16 protein-coding genes are annotated in these 16,721 nt (G+C 46.1%); 14 read left to right on the top strand and 2 right to left on the bottom strand.

Features of this window, described 5'->3' with window-relative positions:
* The first annotated feature begins 8 nt into the window (after positions 1-8).
* Both EDM21_RS14350 and EDM21_RS14345 read left to right on the top strand, forming a co-directional pair.
* Positions 9-521 carry a HugZ family pyridoxamine 5'-phosphate oxidase gene (locus tag EDM21_RS14350; RefSeq protein WP_157336399.1) on the top strand — a complete coding sequence of 171 codons (513 nt, stop codon included), beginning with the start codon at positions 9-11 and terminating at the stop codon, positions 519-521.
* On the top strand, positions 518-976 hold the full coding sequence (locus tag EDM21_RS14345; RefSeq protein WP_157336398.1) for a DinB family protein: 459 nt from the start codon (positions 518-520) through the stop codon (positions 974-976). Before EDM21_RS14350 ends, EDM21_RS14345 begins: the two co-directional genes overlap by 4 nt.
* Before the next feature lie 320 nt (positions 977-1,296).
* On the opposite strand, the gene EDM21_RS14340 is transcribed toward EDM21_RS14345, so the two are convergent.
* Positions 1,297-2,574 (bottom strand): MFS transporter, encoded by a 1,278-nt coding sequence (locus EDM21_RS14340; protein ID WP_157336397.1) that lies wholly within the window; start codon positions 2,572-2,574, stop codon positions 1,297-1,299.
* A gap of 143 nt (positions 2,575-2,717) precedes the next feature.
* Here EDM21_RS14340 and EDM21_RS14335 point away from each other — a divergent pair, with 143 nt between their 5' ends.
* The 12 genes from EDM21_RS14335 to EDM21_RS14280 all read left to right on the top strand — a co-directional run bounded on the left by EDM21_RS14335 (position 2,718) and on the right by EDM21_RS14280 (position 15,677).
* Positions 2,718-3,326: a TetR/AcrR family transcriptional regulator gene (locus EDM21_RS14335; RefSeq protein ID WP_235918189.1), complete on the top strand. Its 609-nt coding sequence runs from the start codon at positions 2,718-2,720 to the stop codon at positions 3,324-3,326.
* A 315-nt stretch (positions 3,327-3,641) separates the two neighbouring features.
* On the top strand, positions 3,642-4,001 hold the full coding sequence (locus EDM21_RS14330; RefSeq protein ID WP_157336394.1) for a BlaI/MecI/CopY family transcriptional regulator: 360 nt from the start codon (positions 3,642-3,644) through the stop codon (positions 3,999-4,001).
* Positions 3,998-5,437 carry a M56 family metallopeptidase gene (locus tag EDM21_RS14325; protein WP_157336393.1) on the top strand — a complete coding sequence of 480 codons (1,440 nt, stop codon included), beginning with the start codon at positions 3,998-4,000 and terminating at the stop codon, positions 5,435-5,437. Before EDM21_RS14330 ends, EDM21_RS14325 begins: the two co-directional genes overlap by 4 nt.
* 16 nt (positions 5,438-5,453) lie before the next feature.
* Entirely contained in the window at positions 5,454-5,735 is a 282-nt protein-coding gene (locus EDM21_RS14320) for a hypothetical protein (protein ID WP_157336392.1), read from the top strand.
* Between the two features lie 870 nt (positions 5,736-6,605).
* Positions 6,606-7,466 (top strand): phytoene/squalene synthase family protein, encoded by an 861-nt coding sequence (locus EDM21_RS14315; protein WP_157336390.1) that lies wholly within the window; start codon positions 6,606-6,608, stop codon positions 7,464-7,466.
* Between the two features lie 23 nt (positions 7,467-7,489).
* Positions 7,490-8,986 carry a phytoene desaturase family protein gene (locus EDM21_RS14310; protein WP_157336389.1) on the top strand — a complete coding sequence of 499 codons (1,497 nt, stop codon included), beginning with the start codon at positions 7,490-7,492 and terminating at the stop codon, positions 8,984-8,986.
* Positions 8,979-10,376: an aldehyde dehydrogenase family protein gene (locus EDM21_RS14305; RefSeq protein ID WP_157336388.1), complete on the top strand. Its 1,398-nt coding sequence runs from the start codon at positions 8,979-8,981 to the stop codon at positions 10,374-10,376. The genes EDM21_RS14310 and EDM21_RS14305 overlap by 8 nt, the downstream gene beginning before the upstream one ends.
* 32 nt (positions 10,377-10,408) lie before the next feature.
* A complete protein-coding gene (locus EDM21_RS14300) occupies positions 10,409-10,918 on the top strand; it encodes a glycosyl-4,4'-diaponeurosporenoate acyltransferase CrtO family protein (RefSeq protein WP_166542012.1) in 510 nt (169 codons plus the stop codon).
* Entirely contained in the window at positions 10,911-12,437 is a 1,527-nt protein-coding gene (locus EDM21_RS14295; RefSeq protein WP_157336387.1) for a phytoene desaturase family protein, read from the top strand. Before EDM21_RS14300 ends, EDM21_RS14295 begins: the two co-directional genes overlap by 8 nt.
* 13 nt (positions 12,438-12,450) lie before the next feature.
* Positions 12,451-13,566 (top strand): glycosyltransferase family 2 protein, encoded by a 1,116-nt coding sequence (locus EDM21_RS14290; RefSeq protein ID WP_157336385.1) that lies wholly within the window; start codon positions 12,451-12,453, stop codon positions 13,564-13,566.
* Between the two features lie 287 nt (positions 13,567-13,853).
* Entirely contained in the window at positions 13,854-14,735 is an 882-nt protein-coding gene (locus EDM21_RS14285; protein WP_157336384.1) for a MerR family transcriptional regulator, read from the top strand.
* 285 nt (positions 14,736-15,020) lie between these two features.
* On the top strand, positions 15,021-15,677 hold the full coding sequence (locus EDM21_RS14280) for a hypothetical protein (protein WP_166542011.1): 657 nt from the start codon (positions 15,021-15,023) through the stop codon (positions 15,675-15,677).
* An 81-nt stretch (positions 15,678-15,758) separates the two neighbouring features.
* On the opposite strand, the gene EDM21_RS14275 is transcribed toward EDM21_RS14280, so the two are convergent.
* Positions 15,759-16,628 carry a helix-turn-helix transcriptional regulator gene (locus EDM21_RS14275; protein WP_157336382.1) on the bottom strand — a complete coding sequence of 290 codons (870 nt, stop codon included), beginning with the start codon at positions 16,626-16,628 and terminating at the stop codon, positions 15,759-15,761.
* Between the last annotated feature and the right edge of the window lie 93 nt (positions 16,629-16,721).

Genomic DNA, 16,721 nt, shown 5'->3' with positions numbered 1-16,721 from the left:
CACCAACTATGAAACAACCGAATATGGACGAAATCAGACAACGGTTCGTGAACTTCGTTACCAGCCGCAAATCACTCGTGATCAGCTCCCAGGATGAGCATGGCGTGCCTTTCATCAGCTATGCCCCGTACGTTCATCTGAACAATAAGCTTTACATCTACATTAGCCGCATTTCGGATCACTATCGTTACGTAGAGACCGGTCCTAAAGTCCATGTTATGCTCATCAATGACGAATCCGAGGCTCAGAACATGTTTGCCAGAGAGCGTGCACGCTGGGTTTGTACGACCGAAAACTTAGGCAATGAAGGGCATGAGGAAATTTTTGCCGCCTTTGATACCGCGTTCGGGAATAAAATGATGGGCATGCTTCGCGGTCTCGACTTCTCCTTGTTCGAGTTGACGCCTCTGGAAGGGCGTTACGTCATAGGGTTCGGACAAGCGTTTGACGTTGATTTAAGCGGTGACCGCTTTGAGCATGTCGTCGTCGATAAAAAGACGGAAGCAGGGACTAAGGTATGAATTATGAAGTGATTCATCCCGTATGGCGTACCGTTCGCGACCGGTATCAGAAAATGATACAAGGCTTGCCGGAAGGAGATCTAGGCTTGCGCCTGTCCCCGGATGCATCGTCGATCGGGCATATGATTCGGCATAATGCGGAAGTGGAGTACATGTTCGCAAGCTGGTTTTTCGGCAGCCCGGTTCCTGAAGGCGTCGAATATGTTGCCAGCGGCAAAGGCGGGGCCGATAACGAAGCGGTGCTTATGCTTGAGAAGCTGATCGCGTTCTCCGCCGCTTCCGATGCCCATCTCACGAATGCGATGCGGGAACTACCGGAGGATGCGTGGGACATCGCCGTGGATTCCCCGATAGGTTCTTCGACACCCCGGGAAGCGTTAGGGCGGACGCTCTACCACACCGGCCTGCATGCAGGCCAAATCTCGTTAATCCGCAAGCACGCGCAGAGAGAATAGCTGATTATTGCTTGGACTGTTAATCTTGCTCTGATAAATAGGACTAATCACATTATACATTTTGCTGCGACTGTTTACCCGGCTTCTACCGGAGGACAGTCGTTTTTCTTTATATACGAGAGCGCTTCATAGTGTGCGCATGGCATGCTTTGTGCATAGGCAAGGCAATACGCGAAGGACATGTAAGAAGATGCATCTGTTTATCATGACTCCATGAAAAAAAGGTATTGGTACTGGTTCAATAAATGCCGCGTTATGGAATATCGAATGAGAAGAACCTCCCTATAAACTGCTAAGGAGGTTCGTGGTTATGTACAAATCTAAATACCTTCTGAGGCGACTGATTGCCTTATTCTGTTAGCAGGAGTACGATCCCGTTTGCGGGTCGTATATAAGAAGAAATATCCAAGTGCTACGAGCGTGCACATGAAGATATTGACACCGATCAAGACTTGATAATCTCGGAAGTAGTCGAAGGAAATGCCTCCGGTTAACGATCCAAGAACACCTCCTCCATGATGGAAAAGAAGCAGCCAGCCTGTCTGTTTACCTTTGCCTCTCGAATGTTCATTGACGATTAATAATCCTCCCGGCAGTGCACTTAAATAGGTCAGGCCGAACGCTACGGCGAATAATACCGGTGACCATTCAAGATGCATGAAGAGCAGGGAGAACCCTATAATCCGTATCCCATACAAGAGAGCCATTATCACGAGTTTATTGCTTCTATCCATCCAATAACTCATGATGAACGACCCGGTAATTTCCATAATGCCAAGTACGCTCATGGATAACGCGATCATGGCGGGCGATACATTCGCCAACTGGTTAATCGCAACCAAGTTCATCTCGGTGGTCGACATATTGAAGCCGCAGGTGAATAAAGCAATGGCCACAATGATGAAGATTGGAAGATGTGCGGAACTTCTGTGGAGAGGAAAACGTACCGTTATCTGCTCTTTTTGGCCATTCCCAGCAGTGGGTTCAGTGATCACTGTTTCTGCGATTGTATTGCCTCGCGGCTTGATTCCCTTAATCCCGAAGAATATAACGGGCAGCGTAACGACGATGTTGAGTACGAAGGAAGCGAAGAAAGCATCCCTCCATGTCCATGTACTGGCCGCAACGAAGACCGGCGTGATTATCGCTATTCCTAGGGAGGAGGCGCTCGCCAGCAGTCCGGTCGCCTTGGCCCGGTGATGCTGAAACCAATCAAACATTAACATGTAGGTTGTTGTTGTTCCGATGCCGGCGAACCCTGCTATGACCCCGTACCCTATAAAAAATCCAATGTCATGGTGTCCGAATACGGCAATCCCCATTCCGGCGATTCCTATGACTGCGCTGATTAACATGACTTTCTTCGGTCCGTATCGATCTGCGAGCCATCCCCCCAGTGGTGCACATAAGGCCGTGATCAGCAAGTTCGTAGACCAAGCTGTCGAAATAAATCCTCTACTGACTCCTAAATCCTCGGATATTTGTACTTGAAAAAAAGCCACACTAAACCTCATTAACGAACCGATAAATGCAATGATCCACAGAGAGCCTAATCCGATCCATGCGTATTTAGGTTCCTTAAACCAAGTCGTCCCCATTGTTCGTCCCCCAGTAAGGCAGATTATATTTAAAAAGATACCGATCGGTATTTTTTTAAATATAACATATGTGATCGTTTATCGAAAGCAAATTTTCATATGATATAATGAAAAGAATCATTCCGCATGTCATTAAGGGGGGATTGGCAATAGTAAAGGGAGAAAACACCCGCAAACATATTATCGCGAAGTCTGCCGAGTTGTTTAACCAGAAGGGCTATGCAGGCTCCTCCTTGTCGGATATTACCGCGTTAACGGGTATCAAGAAAGGCGGCATTTACCGCTATTTTAACAGTAAGGATGAAATCGCCGTTGAGGCTTATCGATATGCAGGGAGTATCGTGGGTCATAAAATCAAAGCGGCGCTCGATAAAGAATCAACTGCGATGGGCAAGCTGCTCGTTTATCTGCAGGTGTATGAGAACGTCGTCGAAGCTCCCCCTTTTATAGGCGGCTGTCCCTTGCTCAACTTGGCAACCGAGAGCGATGACAGTCATCCGGTTCTGCGTGAAGTAGCCCGGCGGGGGCTGGAAAGCACGCTCGGCATCATGAAAAGGATCATCTCGGAAGGCGTTCAATCCGGTGAGTTTAAAGAGAATCTTGATATCGATGCATTAGCAACCTTCACGCTATCGGTTATGCAAGGCGGGATCATGATCAGCAAGCTGGAGGGAAATAACCGGCATGTCCAAATGAACATTGAAAGCTTGACGGCGTACTTGAAAGGAATGTGCTTACGCAACAAGGAGTAGATTGTTTTAACGGCCGCCGCACCGGATCTTGATTTCTCCTATTTATAAAAGGGGCTGTCTCAAAAGTCGTTTTAAGAAAATTCAGTCCCCACTTTTTATGTGATATTGGGTTAAAAAAGAACCTTTAGATCCACTTTTATAGTGGTTTTGAAGGTTTTTTTGCAAATATTTTAGGATTGCCTCACTGAGGTACCCTTTTCTATTTGCATACGGGTAAGGTCGCTTCACAAAGTCCGACTCTTGACAAGAGAGGTTTACTGCAATAGACTCATAAGCATAAGGTTTACTGCAATAAACTCATAAAGGAGAAACAGAATGGAACCCTACAAATTGTTCGACGCCGAATATAAATTCGCATGTCTGATATGGGATAATGAACCCATTAATTCTACTGATCTTGTAAAGTTAAGCCTGCAAAAGCTTGGCTGGAAGAAGTCCACGACCTATACCGTGCTAAGAAAGCTGTGTGAACGGGGAATTCTTAGGAACGAGGAAGCAACGGTCACCGCTATCATAAAGAAAACAGAGGCTCAGAAATACGAGAGCCAGACAGTTGTAGATAAAGCTTTCAATGGGTCTTTGCCGCAGTTTTTAACCGCCTTTCTGGGCGAGAAAAAATTGTCTGAGAAGGAGGCTGAAGAGTTGAAGAGGATTATTGAGGAGGCAACCAGATGACGAATCTATTTGTTACTGTCCTTAATATGAGTATTACGGCAAGTTACGTGGCAATTGCAGTTATCATGGCGAGATTTCTTCTGAGGCGTGCTCCTAAAATATTCTCCTATATCCTATGGTCGGCCGTAATCGTCAGGCTGGTCATCCCCGTTAGTTTCACTTCAAGCTTCAGTATATTACGACTGGTACAGCCTCAGGTCAAAGCTGGTACAGGCGTCATGGAGTATGTACCGCAGGATATCGGGATGCAGCTGAAGCCTGTTATGGATGCTGGTATTAGCGGGATAAGAAACTTTGTAAATACATCCCTTCCAGCTGCTGCACCGATGGCAAGTGCAAATCCGATCCAAATCATATTGTGGACCGGAAGTATGATTTGGCTGACAGGTGCAGCAATTCTCCTTCTTTACAGCGTCCTATCGTACTTGAGAATACTGGACAGAGTCCGGACTGCAACCCTCGTCAAGGATAATATTTTTGAGACTGACCAGATTGCTACACCCTTTGTTTGCGGTTTTGTGAAGCCGAAAATATACATTCCGACCGGAATGAGCGAGCATGAGCTGGCTTACATTTTACTGCATGAGCGAATTCATATTAGGAGACGAGATTATCTGATCAAGCCTTTTGCATTCATGATGCTTATCATCCATTGGTTTAATCCGCTGATGTGGCTATCTTATGCGCTCATGAGTAAAGACATGGAAATGTCCTGCGATGAAAGTGTCGTGAAGAAGATGGGCCACCAGATTAAAGGAAGCTACTCCGCCTCCCTGCTTTCTCTTTCAGTAAGCAGAAGCGGTTTACTAAAGGGTAGCCCGCTTGCCTTTGGAGAGAGTAATGTTAAGGCAAGAATTAAAAATATTCTCGCGTATCGTCAGCCCTCTTCCTGGATGGTCGCATTCTCTTTGCTCGTTATTGCAGCCTTGGTAATAGGATGTACAGCCAATCCTAAGCCTTTACAGCAATCGTCGCAGCCTGTGCAATCGGAAGATGCTGTGGATAAACTTATGAAGAACAAAACACTGTACGTGGGTAATCATATCAAGGTTGGCGGCCTTATCGGTGGAACGCCCAAGCCAATAGGCTTGGAAGTCAAAGACATTGAACTTCAAACGAAAGCTCCGCCTTATGGATTGACCATTAATTATATAATGAATGACTCTGCTGGTGTGATGAAAGAGGGAGCAATCAGCGATGAAGCTTTCTATCGCAATTCGATTCTGCTCTTCAGCCTGATTGATAACGTCGATCATATCACCCATTCGATTGTTGACAACACGGGTCAATATGATGGCACAGCTTATAGCTTTACGTTTACAAGAGAACAGGTCGACAAGTTGCTTGGAGAGGATGTCCGGCTTCATGCCGCGGATAAAGCGAGCCTGCGTCAACTGATGGATCGTTTAGACAGCCTGTCCTTAGTGACCCAGTGACAGCGATCAATGATGGTTGAGAATAATATTCGAAAGAGCGGTATTTTTCATAAAACTTGCCATTGCAGCAAGGGCGGTGACCGTATTAAAGATAGGTATGAAAGTAAATCCGCATGGAACTAAGTTAGGAGAACGTTTTATTAAAAGAGCCTTAGATGTTGCAATTAGCAGTGGCGTAGAAGGAATTTGGGTTACTGAATTTGAAAAACATGAGGCATGGGTCAACCTTTTCCTGAAATATGGTTTCATTCACCGATCTGCCAAGGAATCTACATCCGGCACAGAGCTCGTGCTGTAGAAATCCTTAAAGCATGTTCCCTCTATTCCGGAGTTCCAAACCCGACTGTTCCCGGACTCCATACTTAATAAGGAGACCATGCAGGATAGCAATTTTCGAGCACCTCAATCTTTTTTGTTATATTGACTAGACGAACTGGGCTATGATGTCATGCATCGAGCCCTTTTTTATCACCAAATAGCTTGTGAATTAAAGGAATAGTTCCGATGAGAAAAACCACATCACAGGCGTTCTCCTTTTCGTTACGCATAATCTTCCATATCCCCTTGCCAATTACTGCGCTTAGGCTTCGGCAAGGCCGATGGATTAGTAATACACCCCGTCACCATTTCCATAAGCTCGGTCACAGCGTCATGCTGCTCCACGGAGCCTAACAGTAGAATGCCTGCTAGAATCGACTCCGGCTAGTTCTCCTCATTTATCCTATTCCTTTCGCTTTATCACCGAACTCACAAACTCTGTTCCAAGTAAACAATACCCTGTTCTCCCTTGCGGATTCACGATTCTGACTTCCTCCAGCCCATATTGCGTATAACGGCCAGCACTGCCATTCGTGATCTTATGCTTCATCACAATAGCCTTGAGGGTGATTCTTTAGCGTTGGACAACTTATACAAAATTAGCTATTATTAATTATAATCTAGACAAAACCTATACAAAACATCGTATTAAGGAGGTATGTTCCATATTGCCCGGCATTTTTAAATCGGCAGCGAAGGTCTATACAACGGGCTTCAGGCATCCAAAGCATTAGCCCTTAGGGAAACCAGCGGCCTTGTTCCGTTCGAATGAAGCCGTTGAGTTGTACCGAATTCGCCGACCGCTGCAGATTGAAAGAATACATGTACCCACAGGGTTAGGAGGGTTGTCATGGATACAGAGCAAATGCAAGCGGATTTTGCTTATTGCAAAACGATAATCAAGCAGCATTCCAAAAGCTTTTATTACGCTTTTTCGCAACTTCCTCTGGAAAAAGCCAATGCCGTGTATGCCATCTATGCTTTTTGCAGAACTGCGGACGATTGTGCGGATTCAAGCCAACCGCATACGGAAAAGCTCGAGTCACTGCAGCGGCTAAAACAAGAGCTCGATTTATTCAGAGATCGGGCGGAGGCGGATCACCCCCTATGGCGCGCGCTCAGAAGAGTCTTTACCGACTATGAGATGGACATTCAACCATTCTACGACCAACTGACGGGACAGTTGATGGATTTGAATTTTTCCATTCCGAAAACCATGGATGAGCTTGAAAGCTACAGTTATTATGTTGCTGGCTCAGTAGGTTTGATGCTGTTGCCGATCCTGGCTTCTAAGCCTTCCGCCGGTTTGCGTCCATCAGTGATTGAGCTGGGCATCGCCATGCAAATAACAAATATTCTGCGTGACGTCGGCGAAGATTTTCATAAGAAGCAACGCATTTATTTGCCCGAAGAAGAAATGAAGCGCTTTCAGTACACGCAGGCCGATTTGTATCATGGCCACATTAACGAGAATTTTGTCAACTTATGGGAGAGGCTGGCTAAACACGCAGAATCCTTATACGACCAATTTTACAGGAGCATCCACCTCTTTGACATGGACAGCAGGCTGCCGCTCTCTCTGTCTGCGGGCGTGTACAGAGGCATATTGGATGCTGTCCGAGGCAACGATTATGACTGTATCTCCATGCGCAACTATATATCCAAGGAAAAAATGACCAAGATCAGAGCTGCTATTGGAACCTGTTCCTAAATTGCTGAAAGGTGTTGTTTGAATTGGCGAATAAGAAAAGCGTCTTGATTATCGGCGGCGGGCTTGGCGGCCTATCCGCTGCCATATCCTTGAGACAAAGCGGCTATCGCGTTTCCTTATACGAACAGAACCATCATATAGGCGGTAAACTGAATCGGCTGGAGCAAGACGGCTTTGGCTTTGATCTTGGCCCCTCCATCCTGACGATGCCGCAAATTTTTGAAAAAATGTTTGCCGCAAGCGGTAAAAAAATGGCTGAGTACGTCCCTGCCATAAAACTGAACCACCAGTGGCGATCTTTTTTCCCGAATGGCAATAGAATCGACCTCTATGAAGATATCGAAGATATGGCAGCGAAGAATCCCTCGCTGAATGAGCAGGATATGGCCGAATATAAGAACTTGCTCCAATACTCCCAAAAGCTGTACGAGATGACGGAGCAAGGATACTTTAAGCATGGTGCCGACAATACGAAAGATATTGCACGATATAACGGCGTGTTCAACGCTTTGATGAACTTCGACCTGTTCTCCACCGTACATAAGTCTATTGCGAAACGAATAAGCAATCGGGACCTGAGGGACATGCTCTCCTATTTCATTAAATACGTCGGGTCTTCTCCTTATGATGCGCCGGCCGTATTGAATATGATGATCTACATGCAGCATAAGCAAGGCTTATGGTATGTCCCCGGCGGGATGCATCTGCTCGCCAGCGGATTGGTAAGGCTGGCGGAGGAGGCAGGGGTGTCGATTCACACCGGCAAACGAATTGTCCAGCTCCACAAGAAGAATGGCCAAATTACCGGCGCCTTATTAGAAGACGGGACAGAGCTGTCGGCAGACTACTACGTATCCAATATGGAAGTCATCCCGTTCTATGAGAAGCTGCTGCAGGAAGAGAAGCCTTTTATCCATAAATTAAAAAAGAAATTTGAACCGGCAAGTTCGGGACTTGTCCTGCACTTGGGCGTGAAGAAAAGTTATCCGCAGCTGGCTCATCATAATTTTTTCTTTGCGGAAGACATGAAGCGGCAAATGAATAAAATATTTCATCGTCATGAACTGCCGGATGACCCGATCATTTATCTGGTGAATGTGAACAAAACAGACCCCTCTCAGACGCGCGAAGGACACGAAAATTTAAAAGTGTTGCCCCATATCCCCTATATTCAAGATAATCCGTTTACGCAGCAAGACTACGATCATTTTACCGAGTTGGTTCTGAGCAAACTGGAAAGAATGGGGCTGGACGATTTACGCAGCCATATCGTGACCCAAGATGTATGGACTCCCGAAGATATTAAAAGGGTCTATGGATCCGACCGCGGAGCCATATACGGCACCTTATCCGATCGCAAAAAAAATAAAGGGTTTAAGCATCCAAAGCAGAGTATGCGCTATGACAATCTGTACTTTGTCGGCGGAACGGTAAACCCGGGTGGCGGTATGCCGATGGTTGCGTTAAGCGGGCAGCAGGTGCGGGATAAAATCGTGCAAAGGGATGAGGACCTTGGGTGACCAAGAGAGTGCTGCGTTACGTGCATTAGTGGAGAAGCAACAGGAAGCTATACTCCACAGTGCTGTCCCTACAGTGAAAGAGCGCAAGAAAACGCTTTTGCGGATGAAACAGATGCTAATCGAGCATGAAGAGGCATTCATAAAAGCGCTTGTTTCCGATATGAAAAGGCCCGCTTTTGAAGCCTTTTCTTTTGAAATTGCACTACTGTTGAACGAGATTGAGCATGTGTGCAAGTCGATGAGAAAATGGTCGAGACCGGGGCGTTCCATCCAGTTCAAATTCGGTTACATAGAAGCGATTCGCACAAAGAGAAGTCCGTACGGCAGCGTTCTCATCATCAGCCCATGGAACTATCCGCTGCAGCTCGCATTGATGCCGGCCATTAGCGCGATCGCAGCGGGCAACCGCTGCGTGATCAAACCATCGGAATACGCACCGGCCACAAGCGAACTGCTGCGCCAGGTTGTCGGCCAAACGTTTGCTCCCGAAGTATTAACGGTCGCGACAGGAGATAGGCAAGTTGCCAAGCTATTAACGGCCCTTCCATTTGATCTCATTTTTTTTACAGGGAGCCAAGAGACAGGAAAGGCCGTATCGCAGCAGGCTGCAAATCAGCTTACCCCCGTCATCTTGGAACTCGGCGGTAAAAATGCCTGCATTATGGATGAAACCGGTTTTTCGCCCGAGGCCATTCGGGAAATCGTCTGGGGTAAATTTCTCAACGCAGGCCAGACCTGTATTGCACCGGACACGCTGTTCGTGCATGAATCGGTCTATGAAAGAACACTATCGGAAATTTTCGCGACGCTAATGAAGTTTTATGGGGATAATCCCAGGGAAAGTGAAGCCTACGCTCGCATTTGCCATGTCCGGCACTTTCAAAAACTGCTGCAATTTATCGCGCAGGGCAAAATTCGGTTTGGGGGCGCCTATGATGCGGACGATTTATTCATCGCCCCGACCGTATTAACAGATATACAACCAGGAAGCTCTATCGGGGAGAAGGAGATTTTTGGTCCTATTCTCCCTGTCATCCCTTATCGTGAACTGGAATCCCTATTGGATCACAAGACGATTCAGTGTGATGCGCTGGTCGCGTATCTATTCAGTAAAAACAAGCAGCACATTCAGATGGTCGAAAACTACATGCGGTCGACAACCGTCAGCGTCAATCAAGTCATCCATCATGGCGCCAATCCCCACGTTGCTTTTGGCGGTGTTGGGCGCAGCGGACATGGCAGCTATCATGGCAAAGCGGGTTTTCTGGCTTTCAGTTATGAGAAGACGGATTACAGAGCGGAGCGCTACTTGCATGTATCCGATAAATTTCCGCCATATTCCCATAGGGATATGCAGATCGTGCGAAGGTTTAGAAGATGGTTGTTGTAAGGGAATAAGAGTGAGTCGTTCAGGAGGTTGCCGTGCCGCCAATATCATTGCCTAACCTTTGGATTGTAAGTATCGATATATTCGCTTGGGCATTTTTTCATCTCGTTATCTCTATCATTTGCTTAAGAATTCCTTTGTCATTTTTTCTGAAAGACACGGTCTGGTTTCGGCTTTTCGCATGGGAAAAATCCGGCAAGCTATGGCAGCAGTTCTTTCTCGTGAAGAAATGGAAAGGACGACTAATAGACGGGACAGCGATTCTCAAAAAAGGCTATGGCAAGAAGAGATTGCATGGGACCCGGGTAAGCGAATTGAAAGTATTCGCCGCAGAAACCAAACGCGCGGAGCTGACCCACTGGCTGTCTATGGTGCCTGCTCCTTTATTTTTCATATGGAATCCGGTCTGGGTGGGTTGGGTCATGATCTTCTATGCAGGGATGTTCAACTTGCCGCTTATCATTGTACAGCGATACAATCGCGGGCGCATCAATGCCATTACATCAGGGACGAATAAAAGAAGAACGGGGGCATTCCATGAATAAGAAGGTCATTGTTATTGGCGCAGGCGTTGCCGGTCTTGCCAGCGCGATCAGATTGCAGCATGCCGGATACCAGGTCGAAATTTATGAGAAAGAGGGCTTGCCGGGCGGGAAAATGAACCGAATCGAAACGGGCGGCTACAAATTCGATCTGGGGCCCACGATCGTCATGATGCCGGAAATATACAGGGAAATATTCGAACTTTGCGGCCGCAATCCGGATGATTACATTCCTATGGAGAGATTGGACCCGATGTACCGGGTATACTACAGCGATAACCCCAACGAACCTTACGATATATCTTCCGATCTTGTGGAATTGACAAAGACGATAGAAAAAATCAGCGAAGAGGATATGGAAGGCTTCTTTCTCTATCTGCACGAAATTTATAAACGCTTTATGGTCGCCAAGCACAACATTATCCAAAGACCCTTTCGTAAATCTCGCGATTTCTATAACTTCTCTATGCTGAGGAAAGCTTTGAAACTGAAAACGTTCGATACGGCCGATCATTTTATGAGCAAGTATATAAAAAGTGAACGGCTAAAGCAGATGATCAGCTTTCAGACCTTATATATCGGTATATCGCCTTTTAAAAGTCCATCGTTTTACACCATGATTCCAATGCTACAGTTTTTGTATGGCGTATGGTTTATTAAAGGCGGCATGTATACGATGGCTCAGGGGTTGGAAAAGCTCTTCAAAGAACTGGGCGGAACCATTCACTATAACCAAAATGTGCAGGAAATAGACATTCACAACCGTAAAGCGACGGGCATCATCATAGACGGGAAGAAAGTCCCGGCGGATTTCGTGGTATGCAATGCGGACTTTCCGTACGCCATGAAAAGTTTAGTGAATGACCGAGCAACGAAAGGGAAATTCACGGATAAAAAAATCGATAAGATGAAGTACTCTTGCTCTTGTTTTCTTCTTTATTTGGGCATGAACAGAAAATACGAGGAAATCGAGCATGTTCATCATTTTATGTTCAGTGAGGATCTGAAAAAAAACCTGCATGACATTTTTGCCGGGAACAAACTGACCAATGGGTCGTTTTATGTCTATATGGCATCCAAAATGGACGCATCGCTTGCTCCCGAAGGAAAAGACGGTTTGTACATCCTGATGCCGGTTTCTCATGCAGCCGCGGCTAATTATGAATGGAATGAGGAAACGATCCGGGATTACCGAACCTATATTCTAAACACATTAAAGAAGATACGCGGGTTTGAAAATATAGAACAGGAAATCGTCACTGAAACTTGTATCACGCCAATCGACTTCAAGACGAAGTTCAATGCTTATAATGGCTCGACTTTCGGTCTGATGCCAATTCTTTCTCAAAGCAACCATATGCGCCCGCAAAGCAAGGCCAAACATTGTGACAGTCTGTACTTTACCGGCAGCAGCACACATCCGGGCGCGGGTGTTCCGATCGTGCTGTTATCGGCTAGAATCACGGCACAGGAATTGATGCAGGACGATAAAGGAACTATATTCGACTATTCCGGGAAATGAGGTGGGGGATACAATGTCCGTTTCGGAAGGGATCAATCTTATGATTGGTTTGCTGGCTCTTCTGGCTGGAGTCATCATGTTTTGGTTTTTGCCGGTTATTACGGCGACAAGCAACCCTGCTCGTTTTCCGCTGCTATCCATCATTATTCCTGCCAGAAACGAAGCAGGCCGGATTTCACCGTTGCTGCGTTCCTTACAGGAGCAGCATTACCAATCATTCGAGGTTCTGGTCGTGGACGATCATTCGACCGATCGGACGGCGACGATTGCCAGAAGCTTCGGTGCCAAGGTTCTGCGCAACCAAGCAGTAGAAACAGGATCAGGAAAATCTGCGGCCTGTTGGCACGGAGCGCAGCACGCGAAAGGTCATTGGCTTCTGTTCCTGGATGCGGATACTTCTCTCACGGATGCAGACAGCCTGTTTAAGTTACTCGGTTTCTACCAACGAATGGGCGCAAAAGGGATTTTATCCCTGCAGCCCTATCATACCGTCCATCGTTTGTATGAAAACCTATCCGCTATTTTTAACGTTATTGTGATTGTCGGAATGAATGTATTTACCGTTTGGGGGTCTCGGTTCAAAACCGCGGGCTCTTTTGGCCCATGCATTTTATGTAATAAAGACGATTACTTATTGACAGGGGGCCATCACAAAATCCAAGAAGCTGTACTCGATGATCTGGCACTGGGACAGGCTTTCCTGGACAAAAACTTTCCTGTATATGGTTTGGGCGGCAGCGGTGTAATCACTTTCCGCATGTACCCGGAAGGTTTGAAAAGCCTGGTAGAAGGCTGGTGCAAGAGCTTCGCGGTTGGTTCGAAATCCACCCATCCGATCGTCATGCTGATGGTCATCATTTGGATTTCCGGCGGTCTTATCAGTACGGGAGCGCTCATCTCATCCCTTGCGGCGATGAATCCCGTTGCCTTGATGTTTAGCGGCCTATTGTATGGGGCGTATGCCTTACAAACGCTGCTATTCGCTCGCAGGTGCGGCAATTTCAGTCGGGGTATATTCATTATCTATCCGATTTTGTTTTTATTTTTCATAGCCATACACCTATATTCCCTATTCCGGGCACGTGTACTGCATTCGGTAAAATGGAAAGACCGTAAAATAAAAGTGTAACGACAGCCAACATCTTTCGACAATAGAGGGTTGGAAAATTGAACGATGTTATGTTAGCTTTAGACATCGGGAATAAAGAATGGCGACCGAACCAGGTCGCCATTGGTGCGCCGGGACTTTTTCGCCGATTGTTCATAATTGGGTACGATTAGGTTGATTGTTCGGTAATCCCTCGCAATACTTTCATTGTGCCTTGGAACAGACGAGACTCCCGCCGTTTAAGCCAATTGAAGTCTTCCCTCATTTTGTATCGTTTATGTATAATTACAAGGAGGAGGGAACGAAGTATGTATAGTATGAAGAGGGCATCCGAGCTTCTAGGCATCTCGGTAGTCAAGATCCGTGCCTGGGAGAATCGTTACGGGATCATCTCCCCCAAACGAAGCAGCGGCGGACACCGTCTGTTAAGCGATGAGGATCTTGCCAGACTCCGCTTTCTTAAAGAGCAAATTGAAGAAAACGGTTTGAAAATCAGCGAAGCGGTACTGCTGCTGCAGCAAAGAAAGTCTGTCCCTCCGGAACAGGACGCAGAACAGTCGGTAACCGGTAAGTCGTACGACGTTTTTATCGAGAAGCTATACACCGATTTAATCAATTTCAATTCTGCCCAAGCGGATCAAACCATAGATCTCGTGTTTGCATTGTATGACTTGGAGGAAACGTTTCGAAGCATATTCGGTCCTGTTCTATACCGGATCGGGGAGAAGTGGGAAGCGGGGGAAATCACCGTAATTCAGGAGCATTTTGCTTCAGAGACGATCATGCGGAGATTGTCGGCTTTATTTCGGGTTTTTCCTATCAATCCGAGCCTGCCGGTTGTGCTGGCTTTTTGCCCGGAAGGAGAGCGTCACCATCTGGGACTGTTGTCGTTCAGCCTTTTCTTACGCAAACGAGGCGTGAATGTATTGTACTCGGGTCCCGACACTCCATTAAAGGAGCTGGAAGGGATTATACAAAAACAGCAGGTGTCGTTCATCGCGGTTTCTGTTACGGACCCCCGTTATGTAGACAAGCTTATGATGTGGATCGAAACAGCCGCACGGAATAATTCCCGATTGCGATTCCTGTTGGGAGGGGCCGCTTTCGACGACCCGGCGGCAAGGCCCGCCGTTAAAGCTAATGTGCGTTATCTGTCCGTCCACGAATGGGAAGATTGGCAACATGATTAAGTGACAATGGTTGGCCCTTTTTGAAGGGATCAAGGCCCTCTGCGAAGAGGCGCCTTTTTTTGTTTTTAGGATCTTTACGGTCTCTTGGCTAGTTACAGCAAGATCTGAAAAGTAATGGGAGGATATATTTGTTAAGTTATACTCATCAAAACAGAGGCAGAAAGGAGTATGGTGAGCAAGATGATTTTCGAAATAATCTCACTGGATGGTTGGAGTCACGAATCTGTAATGACAAGAAAAACCTTGGCGATCATTTAATTTATTCTTAAAAATGGAGGAATCAATGTGGACATCGAGCATAAAAAGGTAAGTGAGTCAAAAATAACAGTAAATATTCTCATCCGGTGGGCGGGTGTTATGGCCATAATTGCAGGTATTTTATATGTGGTCATTCAGTTTATCCACCCGATAGACCACATCTCTTCTGTGAACACAGACTTCTGGGTAGTGGTTGCATGTCTGACTATGGTTATGTCGCTCTTTAGCCTGATCGGAATTACGGGAGTCTATATAAGGCAAGCGAAAGAAGCCGGGTGGCTTGGCTTGGTCGGCTTTCTTTTGTTTAATCTGTTCTGGCTAATCTCTATTGTATTTAGTTTCATCGAGGCTTTTGTTTTGCCGCTGTTGACGAGTGATGCTGCGAAGCTGGTGGAGGGAATGGTGGGTCTCTTTGGAGGTACAGTTAGCGAGGTTAATCTGGGGATTTTTCCTATATTAGCGCCGATTGCAGGAGTGTTGTATATGCTGGGAGGGCTGTTGCTAGGTATCGCCACATTTCGTGCCGGAGTCTTGCCTCGCCTGGCGGCAATTCTTCTGGCCTTCGCTGCTGTAGTGACTCTTGCTTCTGCAATCATTCCTCACCCGATTGATCGGGCATTGGCGATACCTATGGGATTAGCCCTCATATGGCTTGGATATTTTCTTTGGTCGGAACGCAGGTAGGTTTCGGCAGGACAGGTCTTAGACCTTGCGCATATGGATGAATTGAATAGATCTTCTGGCGATTTGCTGCTCTGCATCCTGTTAAATTTCCAAATCGTCAGGGAGCTTCTTGACAGGTGCATAGATATGGTAACTTGAATCCAGATTGTGGACGTCATCAAAAACCTGAATAAGTTCGATATCCGATTGTCCGGTCTCCTGCTTGGAAATCTTAAGGAATCTTGCGTAATCTGTTTTAAGAACATCTCCAATATCAAGCAGGTCACCCAAATAGTTAAACTTGGCACAAAAAATCGTCGGTACATCAACCGTGAAATAAAAGGGTTTATGAATTTGAAGGTCACTTGGGATTCCGAACAGAACCTTGAATCGTGTTGAATCCGGTTGACAGTTTGAATAAATCACAAAGCATGTACCTTGAATGGTTTCATCAATATGATCCAATAGCATTTGTGAATGAGAGCGAATTTTCTTCTTGTAATCATCTGAGGCTAGATCGACTTCAAAGGCAATCCCGCTTATTCGGGTCTCCTTGAACTCGGTTAGGGTAAAATCGGTGACAATATCGCCGTTTATATTCTTGAATGGCCTTTTAACTACTGTAGGTATTGGAGTCGGAGAGACTATCTTGGGTCCTGTTCTTAGAGAACGTGGAGGTACTCCGTAATGTTGTTTGAAAGCCCGGGTGAATGAGGCTTGCGTGCCAAAGTTTAATTGATAGGCAATGTCGGTTAGCGACCTATTATCATCGTAGATAAATGACAATGAAGCATTGAGTCTTCTAGATAGAATATACTGGTTTAAAGAACAGCCCATCATGGCGGAAAAGAGCCTGTGAAAATAATACTTAGACATATTGAAATTAAGAGCAACGGATGCCACGGATAAAGACTGTTCTAAATTCTCTTCGATATGAATCAATGCTTGTTCAATTATTCTATGATGGTCCATAATAACCCCTTCATCACGGTCGATAGTATTTTTGTACATAGTATATCACAGGTAATTAGCCAGTTTTTTACTGGATTTTCTTGTTGTATGCTT

It is taken from the genome of Paenibacillus lutrae (genome assembly GCF_009757775.1).
Lineage (GTDB): Bacteria > Bacillota > Bacilli > Paenibacillales > NBRC-103111 > Paenibacillus_F > Paenibacillus_F lutrae.
The sequence above is the reverse complement of the archived record's forward strand: the minus strand, read 5'-3'. Positions and strand labels throughout refer to the sequence as shown.

Excerpts from the sequence above, each read along its gene's own strand:
- EDM21_RS14330 (WP_157336394.1), top strand. The coding sequence starts at position 3,642 with ATGGAACCCTACAAATTGTTCGACGCCGAATATAAATTCGCATGTCTG.
- EDM21_RS14325 (WP_157336393.1), top strand. The coding sequence starts at position 3,998 with ATGACGAATCTATTTGTTACTGTCCTTAATATGAGTATTACGGCAAGT.
- EDM21_RS14275 (WP_157336382.1), bottom strand. The coding sequence starts at position 16,628 with ATGGACCATCATAGAATAATTGAACAAGCATTGATTCATATCGAAGAG.
- EDM21_RS14340 (WP_157336397.1), bottom strand. The coding sequence starts at position 2,574 with ATGGGGACGACTTGGTTTAAGGAACCTAAATACGCATGGATCGGATTA.
- EDM21_RS14345 (WP_157336398.1), top strand. The coding sequence starts at position 518 with ATGAATTATGAAGTGATTCATCCCGTATGGCGTACCGTTCGCGACCGG.
- EDM21_RS14290 (WP_157336385.1), top strand. The coding sequence starts at position 12,451 with ATGTCCGTTTCGGAAGGGATCAATCTTATGATTGGTTTGCTGGCTCTT.
- EDM21_RS14285 (WP_157336384.1), top strand. The coding sequence starts at position 13,854 with ATGTATAGTATGAAGAGGGCATCCGAGCTTCTAGGCATCTCGGTAGTC.
- EDM21_RS14295 (WP_157336387.1), top strand. The coding sequence starts at position 10,911 with ATGAATAAGAAGGTCATTGTTATTGGCGCAGGCGTTGCCGGTCTTGCC.
- EDM21_RS14315 (WP_157336390.1), top strand. The coding sequence starts at position 6,606 with ATGGATACAGAGCAAATGCAAGCGGATTTTGCTTATTGCAAAACGATA.
- EDM21_RS14350 (WP_157336399.1), top strand. The coding sequence starts at position 9 with ATGAAACAACCGAATATGGACGAAATCAGACAACGGTTCGTGAACTTC.